Annotated in this window: 23 protein-coding genes; 17 read left to right on the top strand and 6 right to left on the bottom strand. The window is 56.6% G+C overall.

Going from position 1 to position 20,861, the window contains the following annotated elements:
• The first annotated feature begins 78 nt into the window (after nucleotides 1-78).
• Together xseA and KJB29_RS04360 are read left to right on the top strand one after the other, a co-directional pair.
• Nucleotides 79-1,440, top strand: coding sequence for an exodeoxyribonuclease VII large subunit (gene xseA / locus KJB29_RS04365; RefSeq protein ID WP_215733548.1), 1,362 nt, complete (start codon nucleotides 79-81; stop codon nucleotides 1,438-1,440).
• The gene (locus tag KJB29_RS04360) at nucleotides 1,433-1,852 is read left to right on the top strand and encodes a TFIIB-type zinc ribbon-containing protein (RefSeq protein ID WP_246560346.1); all 420 of its coding nucleotides are present in this window, start codon (nucleotides 1,433-1,435) and stop codon (nucleotides 1,850-1,852) included. Before xseA ends, KJB29_RS04360 begins: the two co-directional genes overlap by 8 nt.
• An 80-nt stretch (nucleotides 1,853-1,932) precedes the next feature.
• Here the strand turns inward: KJB29_RS04360 and KJB29_RS04355 are convergent, their stop codons facing one another.
• The 3 genes from KJB29_RS04355 to purM all read right to left on the bottom strand — a co-directional run bounded on the left by KJB29_RS04355 (nucleotide 1,933) and on the right by purM (nucleotide 3,970).
• Complete coding sequence (locus KJB29_RS04355) at nucleotides 1,933-2,205, bottom strand: cytochrome c7 (RefSeq protein WP_004512000.1); 273 nt, start codon at nucleotides 2,203-2,205, stop codon at nucleotides 1,933-1,935.
• Nucleotides 2,206-2,289: 84 nt separating this feature from the next.
• Nucleotides 2,290-2,910, bottom strand: a complete 621-nt coding sequence (gene purN / locus KJB29_RS04350; protein ID WP_004512001.1) for a phosphoribosylglycinamide formyltransferase — start codon at nucleotides 2,908-2,910, stop codon at nucleotides 2,290-2,292.
• Between the two features lie 13 nt (nucleotides 2,911-2,923).
• Nucleotides 2,924-3,970 carry a phosphoribosylformylglycinamidine cyclo-ligase gene (purM, locus tag KJB29_RS04345; protein ID WP_004512002.1) on the bottom strand — a complete coding sequence of 349 codons (1,047 nt, stop codon included), beginning with the start codon at nucleotides 3,968-3,970 and terminating at the stop codon, nucleotides 2,924-2,926.
• A 133-nt stretch (nucleotides 3,971-4,103) separates the two neighbouring features.
• On the opposite strand from purM, the gene rimI reads away from it, so the two are divergent.
• The 4 genes from rimI to KJB29_RS04325 all read left to right on the top strand — a co-directional run bounded on the left by rimI (nucleotide 4,104) and on the right by KJB29_RS04325 (nucleotide 7,435).
• Nucleotides 4,104-4,586 (top strand): ribosomal protein S18-alanine N-acetyltransferase, encoded by a 483-nt coding sequence (gene rimI, locus KJB29_RS04340; protein ID WP_215733547.1) that lies wholly within the window; start codon nucleotides 4,104-4,106, stop codon nucleotides 4,584-4,586.
• The gene (locus tag KJB29_RS04335; RefSeq protein WP_215733546.1) at nucleotides 4,576-5,391 is read left to right on the top strand and encodes a dihydroorotate dehydrogenase electron transfer subunit; all 816 of its coding nucleotides are present in this window, start codon (nucleotides 4,576-4,578) and stop codon (nucleotides 5,389-5,391) included. The genes rimI and KJB29_RS04335 overlap by 11 nt, the downstream gene beginning before the upstream one ends.
• Before the next feature lie 10 nt (nucleotides 5,392-5,401).
• A complete protein-coding gene (locus KJB29_RS04330; RefSeq protein WP_215733545.1) occupies nucleotides 5,402-6,319 on the top strand; it encodes a dihydroorotate dehydrogenase in 918 nt (305 codons plus the stop codon).
• A gap of 81 nt (nucleotides 6,320-6,400) precedes the next feature.
• Nucleotides 6,401-7,435 carry a KamA family radical SAM protein gene (locus tag KJB29_RS04325; RefSeq protein ID WP_215733544.1) on the top strand — a complete coding sequence of 345 codons (1,035 nt, stop codon included), beginning with the start codon at nucleotides 6,401-6,403 and terminating at the stop codon, nucleotides 7,433-7,435.
• 12 nt (nucleotides 7,436-7,447) lie between these two features.
• Here the strand turns inward: KJB29_RS04325 and epmA are convergent, their stop codons facing one another.
• The 3 genes from epmA to infA form a co-directional block, all read right to left on the bottom strand.
• Entirely contained in the window at nucleotides 7,448-8,371 is a 924-nt protein-coding gene (gene epmA / locus KJB29_RS04320; RefSeq protein ID WP_215733543.1) for an EF-P lysine aminoacylase EpmA, read from the bottom strand.
• A 4-nt stretch (nucleotides 8,372-8,375) separates the two neighbouring features.
• Entirely contained in the window at nucleotides 8,376-8,939 is a 564-nt protein-coding gene (efp, locus tag KJB29_RS04315) for an elongation factor P (protein ID WP_215733542.1), read from the bottom strand.
• Between the two features lie 301 nt (nucleotides 8,940-9,240).
• Nucleotides 9,241-9,459 (bottom strand): translation initiation factor IF-1, encoded by a 219-nt coding sequence (gene infA / locus KJB29_RS04310; RefSeq protein WP_004512009.1) that lies wholly within the window; start codon nucleotides 9,457-9,459, stop codon nucleotides 9,241-9,243.
• 236 nt (nucleotides 9,460-9,695) lie between these two features.
• On the opposite strand from infA, the gene KJB29_RS04305 reads away from it, so the two are divergent.
• From KJB29_RS04305 to KJB29_RS04255, 11 genes are all read left to right on the top strand, one after another.
• Entirely contained in the window at nucleotides 9,696-10,094 is a 399-nt protein-coding gene (locus tag KJB29_RS04305; protein ID WP_215733541.1) for a hypothetical protein, read from the top strand.
• Entirely contained in the window at nucleotides 10,087-11,409 is a 1,323-nt protein-coding gene (gene rlmD / locus KJB29_RS04300) for a 23S rRNA (uracil(1939)-C(5))-methyltransferase RlmD (RefSeq protein ID WP_215733540.1), read from the top strand. The genes KJB29_RS04305 and rlmD overlap by 8 nt, the downstream gene beginning before the upstream one ends.
• A gap of 236 nt (nucleotides 11,410-11,645) precedes the next feature.
• The gene (locus tag KJB29_RS04295) at nucleotides 11,646-12,491 is read left to right on the top strand and encodes a tetratricopeptide repeat protein (protein WP_246560344.1); all 846 of its coding nucleotides are present in this window, start codon (nucleotides 11,646-11,648) and stop codon (nucleotides 12,489-12,491) included.
• A 109-nt stretch (nucleotides 12,492-12,600) separates the two neighbouring features.
• A complete protein-coding gene (locus KJB29_RS04290) occupies nucleotides 12,601-12,882 on the top strand; it encodes an HU family DNA-binding protein (RefSeq protein WP_215733538.1) in 282 nt (93 codons plus the stop codon).
• 129 nt (nucleotides 12,883-13,011) lie between these two features.
• Nucleotides 13,012-14,583 (top strand): OmpA family protein, encoded by a 1,572-nt coding sequence (locus KJB29_RS04285; RefSeq protein ID WP_215733537.1) that lies wholly within the window; start codon nucleotides 13,012-13,014, stop codon nucleotides 14,581-14,583.
• Nucleotides 14,583-15,026 carry a hypothetical protein gene (locus tag KJB29_RS04280; RefSeq protein WP_215733536.1) on the top strand — a complete coding sequence of 148 codons (444 nt, stop codon included), beginning with the start codon at nucleotides 14,583-14,585 and terminating at the stop codon, nucleotides 15,024-15,026. Before KJB29_RS04285 ends, KJB29_RS04280 begins: the two co-directional genes overlap by 1 nt.
• 149 nt (nucleotides 15,027-15,175) lie before the next feature.
• The gene (locus tag KJB29_RS04275; RefSeq protein ID WP_215733535.1) at nucleotides 15,176-15,814 is read left to right on the top strand and encodes a hypothetical protein; all 639 of its coding nucleotides are present in this window, start codon (nucleotides 15,176-15,178) and stop codon (nucleotides 15,812-15,814) included.
• Between the two features lie 21 nt (nucleotides 15,815-15,835).
• Nucleotides 15,836-17,467 (top strand): Na/Pi cotransporter family protein, encoded by a 1,632-nt coding sequence (locus KJB29_RS04270; protein WP_215733534.1) that lies wholly within the window; start codon nucleotides 15,836-15,838, stop codon nucleotides 17,465-17,467.
• On the top strand, nucleotides 17,467-18,381 hold the full coding sequence (locus tag KJB29_RS04265) for a Ppx/GppA phosphatase family protein (protein ID WP_215733533.1): 915 nt from the start codon (nucleotides 17,467-17,469) through the stop codon (nucleotides 18,379-18,381). Before KJB29_RS04270 ends, KJB29_RS04265 begins: the two co-directional genes overlap by 1 nt.
• Nucleotides 18,382-18,510: 129 nt before the next feature.
• Complete coding sequence (iorA, locus tag KJB29_RS04260; protein WP_004512018.1) at nucleotides 18,511-20,268, top strand: indolepyruvate ferredoxin oxidoreductase subunit alpha; 1,758 nt, start codon at nucleotides 18,511-18,513, stop codon at nucleotides 20,266-20,268.
• Nucleotides 20,265-20,843, top strand: coding sequence for an indolepyruvate oxidoreductase subunit beta (locus KJB29_RS04255; protein ID WP_215733532.1), 579 nt, complete (start codon nucleotides 20,265-20,267; stop codon nucleotides 20,841-20,843). Before iorA ends, KJB29_RS04255 begins: the two co-directional genes overlap by 4 nt.
• Nucleotides 20,844-20,861 lie beyond the last annotated feature (18 nt).

Below are 20,861 nucleotides of genomic sequence, written 5' to 3'. Positions count from 1 at the left end.
GCGACGGTCAACCGGTTTGACACGCCGCGAACCCTATGCTAGAACCTCTGCAACTAGCAGTATTTACGAGGAGATTTTGTGGAACTCTTTCCTGAAAAACGGATTTTAAACGTATCCCAACTCACCTCCCTCATCAGGGGAGTACTTGAAGAGAATTTCGAGCACGTTTGGGTGGAGGGTGAGGTTTCAAACCTTGCAATGCCTGCTTCCGGGCACCTGTATTTTACGCTCAAGGATGCCGGCGCCCAGATTCGCTGCGTTATGTTCCGTGCGCCAGCTCGAGCCCTGAAATTCCGCCCCAGGGATGGTATGGGATTGATCGTCAGGGGGCGGATTACGGTTTACGAACAGCGGGGCGACTATCAATTTCTCGTTGAATATCTGGAGCCGCGGGGGGTCGGAGCACTCCAGCTTGCGTTCATTCAGCTAAAGGAAAGATTGGCCAAGGAGGGGCTTTTCGCCGAGGAACATAAAAGGCCGATCCCATCCCTGCCGCAGCGGATCGGAGTGGTGACCTCGGCAACTGGGGCAGCTATTCACGATATTCTCAACGTCCTGAACCGACGCTTTGCGAACGTGGAAGTTCTCATCAGACCCGTCAAAGTCCAGGGTGAAGGGGCGGCTGACGAGATTGCCGAAGCGATCATCGACTTCAACCGTTACGGTGCTGTCGATGTCATGATCGTGGGGAGGGGAGGGGGATCGTTGGAGGATCTGTGGGCCTTTAACGAGGAGAAGGTCGCTCGTGCGGTCCACCGCTCCCGGATACCAATCATATCTGCCGTGGGTCACGAAATCGATTTTACCATTGCAGACTTTGTTGCTGACCTTAGGGCACCGACTCCATCGGCAGCGGCAGAACTGGTCGTCAAGAGCAAAGAGGAGTTGGCGTCGAAAGTCGAGTTCCTCCGTCACCGGCTCATACAGACACTGCGGCGCATTCTGGCCGATGCTGGTGGTGAGTTGGAGAGCTTGAGCCGTGCCCTCCGCGACCCTACCGTGCTTTTGGGACACCTCTCCCAGCGCTTGGATGACATCTTCGTACGACTTGAACGCGCTATTGCGGGAGACCTTAAAGACCGTGGGAGGATGCTGGAAGCACTCAAGAATCATCTGAGGCTCAGAAATCCGGCCCTTAAGGTGGAGCGTGCACGGGAACGGGTTATTGCTTTGAGCGACAAAAGTGAAATAGCCCTGCTTCGTCACGTCGACCGCTACCGTGAGGCTGCGGCCGTGCATTCGGCACGGCTGGAAACGCTTTCTCCACTCGGCACCTTGGCGAGGGGGTACAGCGTAGTCCTTAAACTGCCTGAACGGGTTCCTGTCAAGACGTTCAGGCAACTCGCCCTGAATGATAGGCTTGAACTTCTTTTTTCTCACGGACGAGCCTGGTGCCGGGTGGAGTCCCTTGACGAGGATGCGTCCTGCAGCCATGAATGAAATCGTGCGCGCCGTCAGGGCAATCTGGGGAAACTGGTGCAAATCTGCTATACTTTCTTCTAGAAAAGCTGCTCAGATTCGGGAGGTGCTTGCTATGAAAAACATCTGGAAGGAACGCGAAAAGGCTCTCGAAAATCAGTACATCTACAAGCAGGAACAAGACAAAATCGAGAGAATGCAGAAGGAAGAGCGCGAGCGCCTGGTACGTGAAATGTGCCGGAACCGTTGTCCCAAGTGCGGAGACGAGATTAAAGCAATGACCTTCCGTGGGGTTCCCCTGGATCGTTGTCCTGGGTGCGGCGGGGTATGGCTTGGGCCGAACGATCTCAGGATTCTCGCCTCGAAGGATCACCGTAGTTGGTTCGAAAAATGGTTCAAGGAAGAAAACGAGACATCCGAAAAGGTTGCGTAGTTCGGCACGTTGTCCAATAGCATCAGCAATAAAAAGCCGGCTCCCCATCAGGAGACCGGCTTTTTATGAAATCAGGGGTGCTACTTCCTGTGGCAGAGGCCGCAGCGCGTTGGCCCAGTTCCCCTCACCTCGTGGCATCCCTTGCAGGTCTTATGAGCGTAGTCTTTGCCGAAATTGGCAATTCTTCCAGGGGTTTTGTCGTGACAGTTCTTGCATTCCTTGAGGAGATCCGTGTGGTGTTTGTGATTAAAAGTAATATTTCCGTTTTTTGCCGGGAATATCATGGTATCCGCAGCCTTGACGACGGGTACGTTAACCATCAAAACAATCAGCAGGGGTACGGTCCTTTTCATGACGAGAGTCCTTTGGCTGTATCATGAATTCCTGCATTAAGCCGGATACTGTGAATGGTCGTGCGACTGATGCGTGCACCGTGTTCAGGATGCCGGCGCGATGATAACCTTCCGGTCGTCGACGGTGAGGCGGCCCTGGGCAAAGAGATTGACCGCTTCAGGGTAGATGTGGTGCTCTTCCTTCTGGATGCGGGCCGATAGCGTATCCTCGGTGTCATCGTCGAGAACCGGTACGACGGCTTGAATAATAATCGGTCCAGTGTCGGTTCCTTCATCAACGAAATGCACCGTGCACCCAGAGACTTTGACACCGTACTGCAAAGCCTGACGTTGGGCGTGAAGGCCAGGGAATGCCGGAAGTAACGCCGGATGGATGTTCATGATTGCATGGGGAAATGCTCCAATAAGGACCGGGGTAACGATCCGCATGAAGCCGGCCAGCACCACGAGGCGCACCCCGTGGGAGCGAAGCAGTTCAACCAGGGCTGCGTCGTACGATTCACGGCCGGCATGGATCCTGTGGTCGAGGACGTGGACGGTGATACCGTGGCACTTCGCCCGGTCCAAAGCATAGGCATCGGCCTTGTTGCTGATGACGCAGGCAATTCGGGCTGGGAGGCTACCGTCCTCGATCCGGTCAATGATGGCCTGGAGGTTAGAGCCGTTTCCTGAGACAAGAACGCCGATAGTAAGAAGATCAGTCATGGGAATTAACCGTTTAGATCATCTCCACCGACTCGGTGCCGGCCTCACACTTGGCCACTTCGCCGATGACGAAAGCCTTCTCCTGGAGTCCCGAGAGGCGTATGAGAACTTCGTCCACATCGTTCTCGGGAACAGCCAGAACCATACCGATGCCGCAGTTGAAGGTGCGATACATCTCGGTCCACTCCATATTCCCGCCGTTCTGCAGGATGCGGAATATCTCGGGCATGGTCCAGCTGTCGCGTCGTATGATCGCCTTGCATCCCTTGGGGAGAATGCGGGGAACGTTTTCCAGGAGCCCGCCTCCCGTGATGTGGGCGATGCCGTTTACCCGGAAGTCCCGGAGAAGATTGAGAACTGACTTTACATAAATCCGGGTCGGGGTGAGCAGTTCATCGGCAACGCTCCGATCGTGTCCGGGAAGCATGTCGTTGATGCCGAACCCCAGGGTATCGAAAATGATTTTGCGGGCCAGGGAGTAGCCGTTGCTGTGGAGGCCGCTTGAGGCGAGGCCGATGAGGGTATTACCGACGGTGATGGAAGATCCGTCAATGATCTTGTCCCGATCCACAACACCGACGGTGAAGCCTGCCAGGTCGTACTCACCGTCCTGATAGAAGCCGGGCATCTCGGCCGTCTCGCCGCCAATGAGAGCGCATCCTGCCTGGATGCATCCTTCGGAAATCCCCTTGACGACAGCGGCGCCGCGCTCCGGCGAGAGGCTGCCGGTGGCAAAGTAGTCGAGGAAGAAGAGCGGTTCGGCACCCTGGACAACGATATCGTTGACGCACATTGCCACGAGATCGATCCCGACCGTGTCGTGGCGGTCCGCCATCATAGCTATCTTGAGTTTCGTGCCAACGCCGTCGGTGCCGGAAACCAGCACGGGATTCTTGTATTTGTTGGTGTTAAGCGAGAAGAGGCCCCCGAAGCCCCCGATGTCGGAGATTACCTCCGGTCTCGACGTGGCCCGCACGAACGGTTTGATCATTTTGACAAAAGTATTGCCGGCATCGATGTCAACGCCGGCATCTTTATAGGTAATTCCCTTAGCGCCCAAAATGTTACCTCCCGTGAAATGACGAAAAAATTTACCCCATGAACCGTTAAAAGTCAAACCCTATCTGGTGGTCGTCAAGGCCCAAAAAATCAGTTTACAAGGGGGGTAACGTTCGCTTAAGATGCGGTCGAAAATGGGCGTTACGGATGTACATACAATCCATCAGATGACCTCCGGCGACCTCGACGAGGTGACGGCGATCGAGTCAGTGTCGTTCCCGCGCCCCTGGACAAGGGAACACTTCATTGACGAGCTCAATTCCCCCCACTCATATCCCCTTGTGGCACGTACCGCTGACGGTATTGTGGCGGGTTACATTTGTCCCCTGCTCGTTCTTGATGAGGGGGAAATCCTTGATGTGGCGGTGCGATTGGACTCTCGCGGAAAGGGGGTCGGCGGAGCGCTTGTCCGTCGAGCCATCACCGAACTCAGGGCGCAAGGTGCCAGAGTTGTCTGCCTTGAAGTGCGTGTTTCCAATCTCCCTGCGTTGACCCTCTACCGGCAGTTGGGCTTCAGGGAAACCGGCCGGCGCAAGGGCTACTATGAGAACGGCGAAGATGCCATTTTGATGGAATATACCATCGACTACAGCGAGGGCCGTGCCGATGCAGTTTAAAGCGACAATCATTTCCAACCAGGAAGTTTCTCCGGGCTACTTCCGGATGCGGATTACCGCTCCCCCGGAACTGACCGGGGCGCAGCCCGGGCAGTTCGTCATGGTCCGGGTTCGCGATGCCATCGATCCGCTGCTGCGGCGCCCCTTCGGCATTTTCGACGTGGGAACCGTCCCCTCCGAATATCCTGGCTGCAGTTCCGCCACGTACCTTGAAATGCTCTACAAGGTAGTGGGGAAGGGGACCGAAACGCTTTCCACCTATCATCACGGCGACCACGTTGACATTATCGCACCTCTGGGTACCGGTTTTGACCTGGGCGATCCGGAGGAGGAGAAGATCCTCGTGGGCGGAGGCGTCGGGATCGCTCCCCTCTATTACCTGGCAAAAACCCTGGTTGGGCGTTCCCGGGTTCGGTTCTTCCTTGGCGGACGCACCAGGGATGACATTCTGTGTGTGACCGAATTCGAGAGGCTTGGGGTTGAGACCTACGTCTCCACCGACGACGGGACCCTTGGAGACCGTGGACTCGTGACTGACGTCATGGAACTGCATGTCCGCGAGGACGGACGAAAGAAGACCATTTACGCCTGCGGCCCTATGCCGATGCTGAAGGCAGTCGCCGGGATTGCCCGCCAGACCGGAACCCCCTGCCAGGTTTCGTTGGAAGCCTACATGGCCTGCGGCATGGGAGCGTGCCTCGGGTGCGTGGTGAAGGGCAGGGACCATGGCGACGAGACCCCGGATTACCGGTGCGTCTGTAAGGACGGACCGGTGTTCGCCTTCGATCAACTGATGTGGGTATAGTGGAGTGCCAATGAACAGACCAGACCTCTCTGTCGAGATAGCGGGAATCAAACTCAGGAACCCGGTCATGACCGCTTCGGGGACTTTCGGCTACGGTGAAGAATTTGCCGCGTACGTGAATCTCGAAAAGATCGGCGCCATCATCACCAAGGGACTCTCTCTGAAGCCCAAGGCCGGCAACCCGACGCCCCGCATCCAGGAAACCACCGGCGGGATGCTGAACGCTATTGGTCTCCAGAATGTGGGAATAGATGCCTTTATCGAGAAAAAGGTGCCGTTTCTCCGCACCGTCAACACGCCTGCCATCGTCAACTTTTTCGGCAATACCGTCGAGGAATACGCCGAGCTTGCCGAGCGGCTCGACAAGATTCCCGAAGTGGCCGGGATGGAGATCAACATCTCCTGTCCCAACGTGAAGCACGGCGGGATCGTTTTCGGCACTGAGCCCAAGGCGGCATATTCAGTGGTGAAGGTGGTACGGGAGGCCACCATCAAGCCGATAATTGTGAAACTTTCCCCCAATGTCACCGACATCGTGGAGATGGCCTGGGCCTGTGCCGACGCCGAGGCTGATGCCCTGTCCCTCATCAATACTCTGACCGGCATGGCCATCGACCTCAAGTCTCGGCGGCCCATCCTTGCCAACGTGACCGGCGGCCTTTCAGGACCGGCGGTGAAACCGGTGGCCCTCAGGATGGTCTGGCAGGTGGCTAAGGCGGTGAAAATTCCGGTGATCGGCATCGGCGGCATCATGTCCGGGACTGACGCCTTGGAGTTCATGCTGGCCGGCGCCACGGCCGTTCAGGTAGGGACTGCCAATTTTCTTGACCCGGCCGCTTCCGAGCGGATTGCGGCGGAAATGGAGCAGTATCTGGTTAGCAACGGAATTACGGACGTGAAGGAGCTAATCGGCGCGCTGCAGGTCTGAAAACCAGCAGACGAGTTGCTTCTGTGAGCGAAGGCGGGGTTCCTCCCCGCCTTTGTCCGTTTGTGGAAGGAGAGCGTAAAGATGGAAACGTGGCGAAAGGCCATCGCCGACAGCATAACCACACCCGAGGAGCTTGCGGAGCTTCTGGATATCGATCCCGAACCCCTTGCGCCGCTTGTCCGGCGTTATCCAATGCGGATTACGCGGCGCTATCTGGGGCTCATCGGGAAGCCGGGCGATGCGATCTGGCGTCAGTGCGTCCCTGACCCATGTGAGCTCGATGACGATCAGCTTTCCGATCCCCTTGACGAGGAACGGCTTTCGCCTGTTCCCGGCCTTATTCACCGCTATCCCGACCGGGTCGTCTGGCTCGTTTCCAACGAGTGTGCCGTCTACTGCCGTTTTTGCATGCGGAAGCGCCGGGTGGGATGCCCGCTGGCGGGGAGCAACGAACATTCCTGGGACAATGCTGTCCGGTACATCGCGGCGACACCGGCCATACGGGACGTGATCCTGTCCGGGGGAGATCCGCTGCTTCTGGATGATGAGCGACTCGAAGCGATCCTGGCACGCCTGCGCGCCATTCCCCACGTGGAGATGATTCGGATCGGCACCCGTACCCCCGTAACCCTGCCGGAAAGGATTACGGCACGGCTCTGTCGCATGCTCAAACGTTACCACCCCCTCTACGTCAATACCCATTTCAACCATCCGCGAGAGATCACTCCCGAGGCGACCAAGGCCTGTGCCCGTCTGGCAGACACCGGCATTCCCCTGGGCAACCAGACGGTGCTCCTTGCCGGCGTCAATGATGAACCGGCGGTTATGACGCTTCTCATGCAGCGTCTCCTCGCCATCAGGGTAAGGCCGTACTACATCCATCAGATGGACCTGGTTAGGGGAACCGGTCACTTCCGTACCAGGGTGGCAACGGGGCTTGATATCATAGGGGCTTTGCGGGGGCATACCTCAGGGATGGCGACACCCTACTTTGTCATTGATGCGGCGGGTGGAAAGGGGAAGATACCGCTTATCCCCGATGCCGTGGAGCGGCGGGGTGATACGTGGCTGTTACGGAACTACCGGGGAGAGATTGTCGAATACCAGGATCGGTGAGGGGGAGGGGAGTTACAGTTCCTCAGGGGTAAACGCCACCACGTCGTCAATGGTGTCGGCATCAAGCAACACCATCACGAGCCGGTCGATGCCGAGGGCGATTCCGGCCGCCTGGGGCATGGCAGTCAGTTCGGCAAGGAACTTCTCGGGGAGGGGAGTGGACGTCTGCCCCCGGGAGGTACGGAAGGCGTTTTCGCTTTCAAAGCGGGCGCGCTGCTCCACTGGGTCGGTCAGCTCAGAAAAGGCATTGGCCATCTCTACACCACCAAGATAAAGCTCGAATCGCTCTGCAACGGCTGGATCGTCTTTCTTCAGCCGCGCCAGGGCGCTGCGGCAGGAAGGGTAGTCATGGATGAACGTGGGACGGCCGATGCCGAGACGCGGTTCGATTTGTTCGACCATCATCTCGTCGAAGATGTCCCTTTCAAGGGCCTCATCCATGGTTATCCCACCATATCTGACAAACGCGTCACGCACGGTGATCCGCTCCCACACAGCGGTAATGTCGATCTCCTTGCCACGGAACGAAAGTGGCCCGCCGAATCCCGCCCCTTCAGCCACGAACCTTATCAGCAACTCGGTTTCATCCATCACCCCCCGATAGTCTGTACCTGCCCGATACCACTCAAGCATGGTGAACTCCGGGACATGCATTCTTCCCCGCTCACCGGCGCGCCAGCAGTGGGAGATCTGGAATAACCGCTCGTAACCCGCCGCCAACATCCGTTTCATACAGATTTCGGGAGAGGTCTGGAGGAACCAGCCGTCCGCCGGCACCGGGTCAATGTGGGACTCGGGCGCACAAGCAGGAATGCGAAGGGGGGTCTCCACTTCGAGATACCCCCCTTCAATAAAAAAGCGTCTTATTTCCTGTATGATGCGGGCCCGTGCCCGGAGCGCTCCATGGCGGCGGGCAAGGCGCCAGTTTGCCGTCATCGGCTTACCCCTTGACCCTCGTGGAGTAATCACCGGTGCGGGTGTCGACCACAATCATCTCGCCTTCCTCTATGAAGGGGGGTACGCGCAGGACGTAGCCGGTTTCCACAGTGGCTGGCTTGGAGTCACTGCCGGAGGTGTCACCCTTGACCCACGGGTCGGTCTGGACGACGCGGAGATTGACGAAGTTGGGAAGGGATACGCCTATGGCCTTTTCCCCAAACATCAGAACATCGACCTGGATGTTGTCGATCATGAAGTTCTTTGCATCGCCTACGGCGTCCTCGCTCATCTGGACCTGCTCGAAGGTCTGGTTGTCCATGAATGTGTAGTGGTTGTCTTCCTTATAGAGGTACTGCATCTGGCGCTCTTCAAGGCGGGCCGGTTCGAAGGTCTCGCCGGAACGGTAGGTCCGGTCGAGGGTAATGCCGGTAATCATGTTGCGCATCTTGGTGCGGTACAGGGCCTGGCCCTTGCCCGGCTTGGAGAACTCGAAGGCGGTGACAAGATAGGGATCACCGTCGAGGGTTATTTTCAGTCCTTTTTTTAAATCTGCCACAGTATACATACGCGAGCCCCTTTTGTTGGTGTTATATGCAAAAAACGTATTTTTTTACACCATAATTGATTGGATGTTAAGTAAAAAATGGCAAGATGACGCAATACGTTCATGGCTACCGACCGGAACATTGCAACGGTCTGCCGGGCATAGAGAGGTGAACATGTTTTCGGGCTATTTGAGATGCGCTCTTGACCCTTGGTTGCAGGGTCGGGCACGTTTACCCGAATCAGTTACGGCAGGTAATATGGACAAGGCACTTCTGCGGGGGAAAGAGCCTGACTCCCTCCGCAGAAGCGTGGTGAAAGGATTACTTGGCGCGGTATGTAATACGGCCCCGGCTGAGGTCGTAAGGAGAAAGCTCCACGGTTACCTTGTCTCCCGGAAGAATTTTTATGAAATACTTGCGCATCTTGCCTGAGATGTGGGCCAGTACCACGTGGCCGTTTTCCAGTTCGACCCGGAACATGGCATTAGGGAGGGGTTCGATGACTGTACCTTCGACTTCTATGGCTTCTTCTTTACTCATGGGTTTGTTAGCGCTCCTTGGTGCAGATAAATAGATTGACGAGTAAAACTTCGCTAACTTACCCGCTATCCGTGGAAAATGCAAGCCGTTTTCCTTGTGCTTCGCGAGCCCGACCGCTTCTATATATCGTATTGGCAGCATGCTGTAGGGCGACAAACGCCTTTACTTCAGAACTGAAGGCGTAGTATGTAATAATTTCACCAATAAACTCGATTACAGGGAAGGTTTAGCGCAGCATGGCGAGCTTGATCAGGGAAATGACCCTTGAAAACAGTCTGATTGTCCGTTTTTTTGACCACACCCGTCTCTATTATGGCGATTTTTACCTGGTGAAAGTTGAGATTGTCTGTGTAGTCCCCCTGTGCCCCGACTATTTCGATGAACCTGCGGAGATTGAGGAGGTGCGACGTCTTGTCGGGGATCCCGCCATGTACCGACGCACCGTGGAACAGATGGGTGTTCCCTCTACCGCCATCGCCACCGTGACTGAACAGCTCATCGGCAATTTTATCTCCCATTCTCTTCCTTATTTTTCCGCGTCTGGCTTTCCGCGCAAATTCCTCATGACTGAGCTCGCGAGGGCTCGAAATAAGCGCAATCTTTCTGCCCGCATCACGGCGTATTACCATGACTGAAGCCGTTGTCCGGATTGAGTCCCTGGCTTTCGGTGGAGCCGGCTTCGGCCGTGTCGAGGGGAAAGCCTGTTTCGTACCGTTCACCGCGCCGGATGACCTTGCCCGCATACGACTGAGCCTGGTAAAGAACTCCTATCTTGAAGGGGAAATCGTCGAGCTCCTTGAAGCATCACCACGCAGAGTGGTTCCCCTGTGTCCGGTTTTTGGCATCTGTGGCGGATGCACATGGCAGCATCTTTCCTACGATGACCAGCTTGAGGCGAAGGAACGAATTGTTGGCGACACCCTCTGGCGCTTCGGTCGGATCGAGTCGGAACGGGTCGCCAGGGCTGTCCCCTCCGACTCCCCCTACGGCTACCGCTCACGGGTCCAGTTCAAGGTGCGCTGGACCGCCGGAAAGCTCCAGATGGGCTTCTACCGCCGCGGATCCCACTATGTCGTGGATATCCCCGAAGGGTGCGCTATCTGCAATTCGGCCCTCAATCAGGTATTGGCGGAGATTCGCCCTGTCATCAGTTGTTTCGCTGAGCCCGACCGTATTCCCCAAGTGGACGTGGCCGTGGGAGATGACGGCGTCACCTTGGCCGTAGTGCATTATATCGGCGACAATCGAGATCGTGCACGGGCGCATTTTACCGCCTGCCGTAGTGATCTCCCAGCGGTGGGTGGACTCCATCTTCAGTGCGGCCGAAAGGAAAGCATTGAACCCCTCTGGGGGGATGATGCTCTCACCTACCGCTTCCCTGGCGACTTCTTGCCGAAACTTCCCTCCATGACCCTGAGCTTCAGCCGAGGCGGCTTCTCTCAGGTCAATTACCGTCAGAACCGGGAACTGCTGCGCGCGGTTCATCGAATGGCGGATCTGACCGGGGAAGAACGGTTGCTGGACCTGTTCTGTGGCAACGGCAACTTTGCCATTCCTCTGTCCCGATATGCCATGGCAGTTGTGGGGATCGAAGACTATGGCCCCTCACTGGAAGATGCAAGGCGCAATGCAGCGGCTAACGGTGCAGGAAAGATCGAGTTCATCCGTTCCGATGCCGCCGCTGGAGTGCGTCAGCTTGTCTCCCGAGAGAAACACTATTCGGTGGTTGTTCTCGACCCTCCGCGGACCGGCGCCAAAGAGGCGGTGACAGAGGTGGCCTCCCTCAGGCCGGAGCGGGTTGTCTATGTTTCCTGCGACCCTGCCACCCTGGGAAGGGATCTCGGGCTCTTTCGCAAGTCCGGTTACGATGTCCGCGAATGCCTCCCCGTCGACATGTTCCCCCAAACGTTCCATATTGAAAGTGTCACCTTGCTGAGTAGAGCCGACTGATCCCTGGCCGTTTTAACAGACTTCCCCATACGTTCACGATTTAACGAACAGGAGGATCCATTATGTTTTTTTCCAAGTTATTCCGGAAGGATGCAGCGTCATGTCTGGAAAAAGGCGAAAAGCTCCTGGCTGCCGGCCGCTTTGCTGAAGCACGGCTTTCCCTGGAGGACGCCCTTGAGCGGCTTGATGCTCATTCTCCCGAAGGCGCGACCACGGCTGCCGTCATCAGAGAAAAAATGGTTGTGGCGGGAAACCGTCTCGCCGAGATGAACCTTCAGGAGGCGGAACACTGCCTGAAGAGTGGAGAGTTTGCCAAAGCCGAGGAACACCTTAATTTGACTCTCGATCTGGCAGATGACGTAACCATAAGGGACAAGGCGGTAAAGTCTTTTGCGCTTTTGGAAAAGCAAATCCCCCATGTGCATCACCATGAGAAAAAGGGGGGGTGTGGCGGCTGTGGCGGATCAACGTCGCAACATTCCGAAAACATTGAGCTTGAAGACGATGGTTTGAATGACATGGACCGGTTCGAGCTCCTTGTTCGTCCGTTGCCGGGTGATTTGCCCGAACGTTATGCTGATCTGGGAGAGGAATTTGCAGGAGGGTATCTGGCAGCCCACGGCGGTGACCAGATGACTGCTGAAAAGGTGTTCGAGCGGTTGTTGGCCTCCGGAGAGAGCGACATTCTTCTGTATGAATTGGCCATTCTCTCGCATCAGGGAGGGGACGGGCGCCGCTGCGAGACCCTGTTGCGTCGGGCGCTTGCTTTGAATGACGCTAATCCTCTCTGCAACCTCAGCCTGGTGCAGTTGCTGACGGAAAATGGCCGCTTTACCGAAGCGGTGCCTCTTCTGGAACGGATGGTTGAGCGGAACATATTGCCTGATCAGGCAGGGATGTTCCTGGGTGAAATATATCGGGTGCAGGGAGAGAGCGATCGAGCCATTGCCCTGTTTTCGCAGCTTCTTTCAACGCCTCTCAAACGGGAAGCGGCTGAGAGGCTGGTGGGACTTCTGGAGACAACCGGACGGTCCCAAGAGGCGGCTTTGGTCGCCAAGCAGTATCTGAAGGGGTGCTGTTAAAGTTTCTTGGCGAATTTACTAAAGTTTTCGAGTCCGCATGCCGAAGAGCTTTCATGAGAGACGTACGTCTCTGCAATTCTTTCTCGATACCTACCGGGAGGAGGTTGTGATGAACAAGTCTGAACTTATTGAGGCATTGGCGGCAGAAAAAGGGCTCACCTACAAGAAGGCGGAGGAGATTGTCTCCATAGTCTTCGATGCAATGACTGACGCCATGGTGCGGAACGAGCGGATCGAGATTCGCGGCTTCGGGAGTTTTGTCGTCAAGGATTACAAGGCTTACACGGGCAGAAACCCCAAAACGGGTGACCCCATTGAGGTGAAACCGAAAAAGCTTCCGTTTTTCAAAGTCGGCAAGGAACTCAAGGAGCGGGTCGATAACGATCAGTAACCCCCTGCGCCGGCGTTCCGGTATCACCAGCTCTGTCGGAAGTTCAGTAGCCGTTGACAAAAAATTGTCTCTGTTCGAAACCCCTTTGGTGTCGTCGGACCCACCAGGTACGCAAGGCGCTAACTCTTCATGACAAGACTTTGTGTTTTTATCATAGCGGCTCTTGTCTTTGCCGCATCGGCCTTTGCCAACCCCGCCATGAACGGCTCGACGGGCCTCATTACGGTGCCTTCGGCCGAAACGCTCGATGCAGGGAATATCTGCGTGGGGGCTTGGGGAATCAGCACGGCGAAGAACAGCGACAACGCACTGACTGTTCCTGTTGCTCTTACCCTCGGCATTGGTACTTTCTGGGAACTCTACGGCTCATATCCGAACCTTCTTTTTAACGGCGACGAGGAGAAGACGGGGCAAGGGTACGCCGAACTGGGGTCAAAGCTCAGGGTAATTGGGAAGCGGAGTTCCCCCTTGAAGCTGGCGCTTGATCTGTTCCTCCAGCGCCAGATATCAGAGAACGCGGCTGTAGACGGTACTACAAATGGTGGTGGGAAGGTCATCGCTTCCTACACCACGGACCGGTTCGGGGTCCATGCCTATTCCGGATACCTGCTGGCTGGTTCTCCCGAAGGCAAAAATTTCGATAATGAGATTCTTTACGGCGTGGGTATAGAGTATTCACCGGCGCTCCGCATGAGAGTCACTGGCGAACTTACCGGTAACACCAGCCGTGATCCAGCCCTTGCGGATTCATTGGAGGGACTGGTTGGTTTACAGTACTATCTCTCCCCCCATCTTACCCTCAACCTGGCCGGAAGTATCGGTTTTGCCGATGGCAGCCCCGATTGGCGTGCGATTTTCGGCCTGACTGCCTGTCAGGGGGTCGGCAGCTACGTTAAGCCGGTGCCACGACTTGGACAGGGACTGGACCCTCTTGATGAACAAAAAAAGAAGGAACCAGTCAAGATCCGCAAGATTATCCCCATCTCCTCACTTCTTGTCAGCTCCCTTGCACCTCAGGCGCCGGCCAACAAGCTTGAGGTTACGGTTGAGCCCGGTAAGGAGGAGATCACCATCAAACCCTACGGTCAAGTGACTATTTCGGCTCAACCTGCTGCAGCCAAGGCCGTTTCTCCCGCCACCCTAGAAGAGGTCTCCCTGACGCAGGGAGGGGAAGAAGTCCGGCTGGCGTCGCGGGTTTCGGGGACTCTGGAAAACTCCGCCCTTGAGTATACCCTTGCCCGTCTCGAAGGGATCACCCCTCTCTACAGTGTCGATGTGAAGGGGCAGAACGTTCAGGTTGCCTCGGCCCGTGAAGGGGATATCACCGACAGCATGAAGGTCTATCGAAAATTTCGCTTCCCGGACGTCACCTTCGACTTTGACCAGTGGAGTCTCTCGGCGGAGGGGAAGAAGTCCATCTCCGAGGTTGCAGAGCTGGTCCGAAAGGACACGAAGTGGGTTTATCTCCGGGTTGACGGCTATACCGACAATATTGGCTCGACCGACTACAACATGGATCTTTCCCTCAAGCGCGCCGTTTCCGTGGCCAGCTACCTCGTGGCACGGGAGGGAATTGATGCGGCCAAGATTTTCATCAAGGGGCTCGGCAAGTCCAAGCCGCTGGCAGACAATGCAACTTCTGACGGGAGAAAGTTGAATCGCCGGTGCGAGATTCTCTTCCTTATCCCCAAGGAAAGCTGATGAAATCGGCTGTTCCTCTCCTTCTTCTCTCGGCATTACTGATCTCTATTCCTGTCTCTGTCTATCCCCAGGCATCGTCAATGCCGGCTGAAGAGATCGGTACGGTGCGCCTGGGGGGCAGTGCTCCCTGTTTCGACACGAGGGTACGTCGAGAACTTGATTCTTTCGTCTCCAGACTTGCCACCCTTGACTCCGGTCGAGTTGTCAAGATTGAGGCAAATGCATCCTGGGGAGCCAATCGGGAGGAACGGGTCAGAAATTCGTTACTGCTTGCCCTTGAAGCACATCGTTATCTCCGGACACGACTCAGATCCGGACTCAACTTGTACATTGCTGCTGCATCCAATCGCGAAGCGGAAAAGATTACCTTCATCAGGGTGGTCTCTTTTCCTGATTCCTTTGCAACAGTTCATGTCTCAACGGTGGGGAACCGGCAGCCATAACCGGAAACTGTCACTGGAGTTGCGCCTGAGGGGCCTTTTCGATTTCCGAGGGGATTGGTTCCTGACAGCATGACCGGGACGTGCTACACTGTTTTTCAGGTTCAAGCTTGGCCTGTAACAGGACCGATTTCCTGCAGGGGGTATATGCAATGAGAACTTTAGTGCTTTCGTTCCTCTGTGGTGCTCTTTTCCTTGCGGGGTGTTCTCTCAAGGTTATCCCGCAGCAGGTTCCCCAAGGGGTCATCAACACCGCCGACAATTCCCAGACAATTACGAATGATGGTATAGCCATCACGGCGGCGAATTCCGCCCGGGAAATGGTTTCCTATAATCTCGACGGAGCGGTCACTGCCTTCGATGTCAGCATCCATAACCGGACCGACCGGGAGGTGGGGTTCGGCGTCGACTCGTTCGTTCTCCTTGATGACCAGAACCGCCAGCATCTCCCTCTTACACCCGAGCGGGTAAAGGAAATAGTTTCACGCGATTCCTACTACCTGATTCCCTATCCCTATGTGGGGTTTTACTATCTGGAAGATTACGAGAGGACATCTTCGTACACTGAAACCGGATCCCAACTTCCCTATTACTATGAAGTCTTTCCCCAGGACATCTTTACCCGGGCACTCAACGCCGCCACTGTTATTCCCGGAGCCACGGCGGAGGGACTCGTCTATTTCAGGATCGATCTGGCAGCAATAAAGGGAATGAAGCTCCTCGTCTTCCGGAAGGGGGCGTCAAAATCCGCACCGCCCGATTTTACCTTCCCCTTTGTCATCTCCAAATAACGCGCAAGGACACGGACGTCCATGACTATCCTCTATGTCCTTGAGGCCCTGGGGGGGCTCGGCCTTTTCATCCTCGGCATGAAGACCATGACCGAAGGACTCCAGAAGCTTGCCGGCGACAGGTTCCGCCGAACTCTGGAGAGGGTTGCCGGTAATCGGCTGGCCGCGGCCCTTCTTGGCAGTTCACTTTCGTCACTTCTCCAATCGTCGAGCGCCGCCTGCATCATTACCATCGGCTTTGTCAACGCCGGGCTCATTTCCCTCTACCAGGCCCTGGGAATTCTCCTCGGCACCGGCATCGGCACGACACTGGCGGTCCAGTTCATCGCCTTCAAGATTACTTCCTTCGCCCTTCCCGCTATCTTCATCGGGGTGGCACTCAGGTTCTTCGTGCGCCGCCGCCGCTGGGTGAACGCCGGCGAGTTGCTACTCGGCGCAGGGCTCCTCTTTCTCGGCCTCCGCGTAATGGAGGCAAATCTCCAGCCACTGCAGCAGAACGCCATCATCATCGGCCACGACACCTTCCTGATTTCAAAGCATGTTACGGCCGTTCTCTTCGGGGCCCTCCTCACCCTCCTCGTGCAGTCGGGAAGTACTGCGATCGGCATCGTCATGGCCCTGGCGGGAAGCGGGCTCGTCTCCTTCGAGACGGGTGCTGCAATGGTCATCGGCGAACTTGTCGGCACATCGGTCATCACTGCTGTTGCATCCATAGGGGGTACCCTTGAAGCGAAGCGCGCAGTCTTTTTCTACTTTGTAATCAATATATTTGCCGTTACCGTTGTGATGCTCTTTTTTCCTGCATTCATCGAGTTCGTCGTTACCCTGTCGCCTGCGGATCTCTCCTCGTCAGCCTCGGTTTCGCGGGTGCTGGCCAATACCCACACGGTCTTCAGCATCCTCAGCGCCTGCATCTTCCTTCCCCTCATCGGCTTCTTCGCCCGCTCGGCCCCTCGCATCATTCCCGGCAGCGAGCGGGCTTCCAGTGTCGAAGCACGGACGGTCTTCATTGACAACCGCGTCATCAACACCCCTCCCATCGCACTCCTCCAGGCCCGGAACGAACTGAGAAGAATGGCCGGAATCACCCGCACCATGTACGATGAAATGGTCGAGCAGTTCTTCCGCTATGATGCCAAGAAGTCCACTGCCATTGCCCAGAAGGAGAACACCATCGACATCCTCCAGAGGGATCTGTCCGATTTTTTGGTGACCCTTTCGCGGCAGCCGCTCCCGCCGGAAGAGTCAATGGATATTCCGGTCATGCTGCAGCTCATCAGTGAGCTCGAGCATGTTGCGGACCAGTCTGAGGCGATCCTCGATTATTTGCGAAAGAAGAAAGAGGAAAAACTCCTCTTCTCAACCACGGCAATGCACGAGATCAGGAATCTGGCGCGCAAGGCAGAGGAAATGGTTGCTCTGGCGGTGGAAACAATCGAAACTCCTGCCGCGGATGCCATTGAAAAGGGGCGGGGGCTGAGGGACGAGGTGGTACAGATGCGGGAGGCGATGCTCAATGGGCATATCAAGCGCCTCTCCACCGGCAAGTGCACCGTGCGGGCCGGGATCATCTACGCTGACATGATTTCGGCGTTTGCCAAAGTAGCCGATTCCTGTCTCACCATCATAGAAACCAGGAGGGAATTCACCTGATGCATGACGTACTCGCGTCTATTGATCTTGGCACCAACACGGCTCGGCTCCTTATCGGGAAAGTGGAGGGAGGAGCTGTGGCCCCGATTCTCGTCAAGCGCCGCATAACACGGCTTGGCGGGGGATTCACTCGGGAGGCGGGGATTTCTCCCGCGGCGTGGCAACGCTCCCTCGATGCATTGATTGATTTTGCCGCAGATATGAAACGCGGAGGCGTTACGCGACTGAGGGCCGTTGCCACGAGTGCGGTCCGCGATGCGGCTAATGGCGCCGCGTTCTGCAGCGAGGTAATTGATCGGACCGGCATCCGGTTGGAGGTGATCGACGGTGAGGAGGAGGGACTGCTGACGCTGGCTGGGGTGATTTCGGGATTGACCCGGAAAGAGGGGGACTTCTTCGTTTTTGATGTGGGAGGAGGGAGCACCGAGTACACCCTGGCCGAATCACGCAGGCCGCTCCATACCGAGAGTCTTCCCCTCGGGGTGGTCAGGCTCACCGAAGGGAAACCCGATGTCCCGGCCATGGAAGAAAAAATCGGCAGGGAACTGGCCGGGCTCGGGAAAAGTCTTGAAGGGAAGGGCCTCCGAGGACGCCTCGATGGGGCAACGCTCGTCGGTACTGCCGGCACGGCAACAACCCTGGCAGCCATCAGCCTCCAGATGACCGACTATGACTACCGCCGCGTGAACAATCATGTCATCACCCGTGATGAGATCGGGAGGATCTTTACGATGCTCCTTCCCCTATCTTCAGAAGAACGCCTTACGGTGCCCGGGCTCGAAAAGGGACGTGAAGACCTCATAATCGCGGGCATCCTCATCACCCTCAAGACTATGGATGTCTTCGGTTTTGACCGGATGACCGTGAGCGACTTCGGACTTTTGGAGGGGGTGTTGCTCGGCCTCGGGGTTTGATAGTATCAAACCCCTACAAAAGCTCTAAAAACCCAAAGGAGTTGACTTACAATCCGCTTATTTTGTATAGTCCTTGAACCGTTAAGGGGGGCTTTCCCCTTATTTTATTTTCCAGGGATTATACACACCATGAAGGAAATTCTCTCCGGCAACGAAGCCATCGCTCGGGGTGCTTTTGAGGCGGGGGTGAAGGTTGCCAGCGCCTACCCCGGCACCCCATCCACAGAAATCCTCGAAACTATCGTCAACTACAAAGAAATAGACGCCTCCTGGGCATCCAACGAAAAGGTTGCCGTTGAGGTGGCCATCGGTGCCTCCTTTGGCGGCGGACGGGCCATCGCGTGCATGAAGCACGTGGGGGTCAACGTGGCGGCCGATCCCCTGTTCACCCTGTCCTATACCGGCGTCGGGGGGGGATTTGTCCTGGTGGTTGCCGACGACCCGGAGATGCATTCGTCCCAGAACGAGCAGGACAGCCGCAATTATGCCAAGTTCGCCAAGGTGCCGATGCTGGAGCCGTCTGACTCCCAGGAGTGCAAGGAGTTCACCCGGATCGCCTTTGAACTATCCGAGCAGTTCGATACCCCGGTGATGCTCCGCAGCTGCACCCGCATTTCCCACGGGAAATCCATCGTTGAACTGGCGGAACCGGTGGCCGGTCTCCCGACCCCGAAGCTCGTAAAGAACCCCTCCAAGCTCGTCATGCTTCCCGGCAACGCCAAGATCCGTCACCCGTTCGTGGAGGAGCGGCTTGTGAAGCTTGCCGAGTATGGCGCCACGGCAACCCTCAACCGGATTGAGATGCGTGACACCGAGATCGGCATTATCACTGCCGGCGTTTCGTACCAGTATGTGCGCGAGGTGCTCCCCACCGCGTCGGTCCTCAAACTCGGCATGGTCCATCCGCTCCCCATGGCGCTCATAAAGGAGTTTGCCGCCAAGGTGAAGAAGCTGTACGTTGTCGAAGAGCTTGATCCCTTTATCGAGGAGCAGGTGAAAGCCGCCGGCATCGCAGTCATCGGCAAGGAGATCATCTCCCGTTGCGGGGAGCTCACCCCCGGAAGGCTCCGCAAGGCATTCAACCTCCCTGACGCAAGCCAGACCACCGTTGAAAAGCTCCCGGGCCGTCCTCCCAACATGTGCCCCGGCTGTCCCCACCGGGGGGTCTTTTACAGCCTCAGCCAGCTCAAAGCATACGTCACCGGCGATATCGGCTGCTACACCCTCGGCTTCATGCCCCCCCTCAACGCCATGGATACCTGTGTCTGCATGGGGGCGAGCATAAGCAGCGCCAGCGGCATGGTCCGGGTCCTTTCCCCCGAAGAAAAGAAGAAAGTGGTGGCGGTCATTGGCGACTCCACCTTCCTTCACACCGGCATAAACAGTCTCATGGAGATGGCCTACAATCAGTCTCCCGCCACGGTCGTGCTCCTCGACAACCGGATAACCGCCATGACCGGCCGCCAGGATAACCCCGCCTCCGGCTGGACCCTGTCGGGCGGCGAGACCAACGCCGTCGATCTTGTGCAACTCTGCAAGGCCGTCGGTATCAGGCACGTACGGGTGGTCGACCCCTTGAACCTGGAAGAAACCCGTGCTGCGCTCAATGAGGAGATGGAACGCCCCGAGCCGTCAGTCATCATAACCAACCGTCCCTGTGTGCTGGTGAAGCGTGAAGGGGTATTCAAAAAAGGGCTTCTCCTCTCGATTGACCAGGATCACTGCACCGGTTGCAAAGCATGCCTCAAGATCGGCTGTCCGGCAATCGAGTGGCAGCCAGCCCCTGACGGGAAGAAGGGGAAGGCATACATCGACCCGCTGCTCTGCAACGGATGCGACGTCTGCCGACAGCTTTGCAAATTCAACGCGATCGGGAGTGCCAAATGAGCGACACCATCACCAACATCCTCCTTGTCGGCGTGGGTGGGCAGGGGATTCTGCTCGCCTCGGAGGTTCTTTCGGAGACCTTCATGCAGGCCGGTTACGACGTAAAGAAAAGCGAGATCCACGGCATGTCCCAGCGGGGAGGGAGCGTCGTATCCCACGTTCGTTACGGCCGGGAAGTTCACTCCCCCATCATTCCCGAAGGTGAAGGGGATATTCTTTTCGGCTTCGAGATACTGGAAACCTACCGCTCACTTCCCCTCATGAAAAACGGTGGGACAGTGATTGCCAACGACCTGCGCATTCCACCGCCATCGGTTCTCCTTGGGCAGGAGACCTATCCGGACGACCTTCCCGGCAAGATCGCGGCCATGTTCCCCGATTCACTCCTGGTTGACGGCCAGAAGCTGGCCACCGAGGCGGGAAATGTCCGTGCAGCCAATACGGTGCTTCTCGGGGCCGTGTCGAAGCGGCTCGACATTCCCGATGAATGTTGGATCAAGGCCCTGGAAAAGATGATTCCACCGAAGGCCCTCAAAGTTAACCATGTTGCGTTCCAACTGGGCCGGGGTCTTTGATCGGGTAAGGAGTTCACG

Source organism: Geobacter grbiciae (genome assembly GCF_018531165.1).
Classification (GTDB): Bacteria; Desulfobacterota; Desulfuromonadia; order Geobacterales; family Geobacteraceae; genus Geobacter; species Geobacter metallireducens.
Note: the sequence above shows the minus strand (reverse complement) of the source record. Positions and strands in the feature narration are given on the sequence as shown.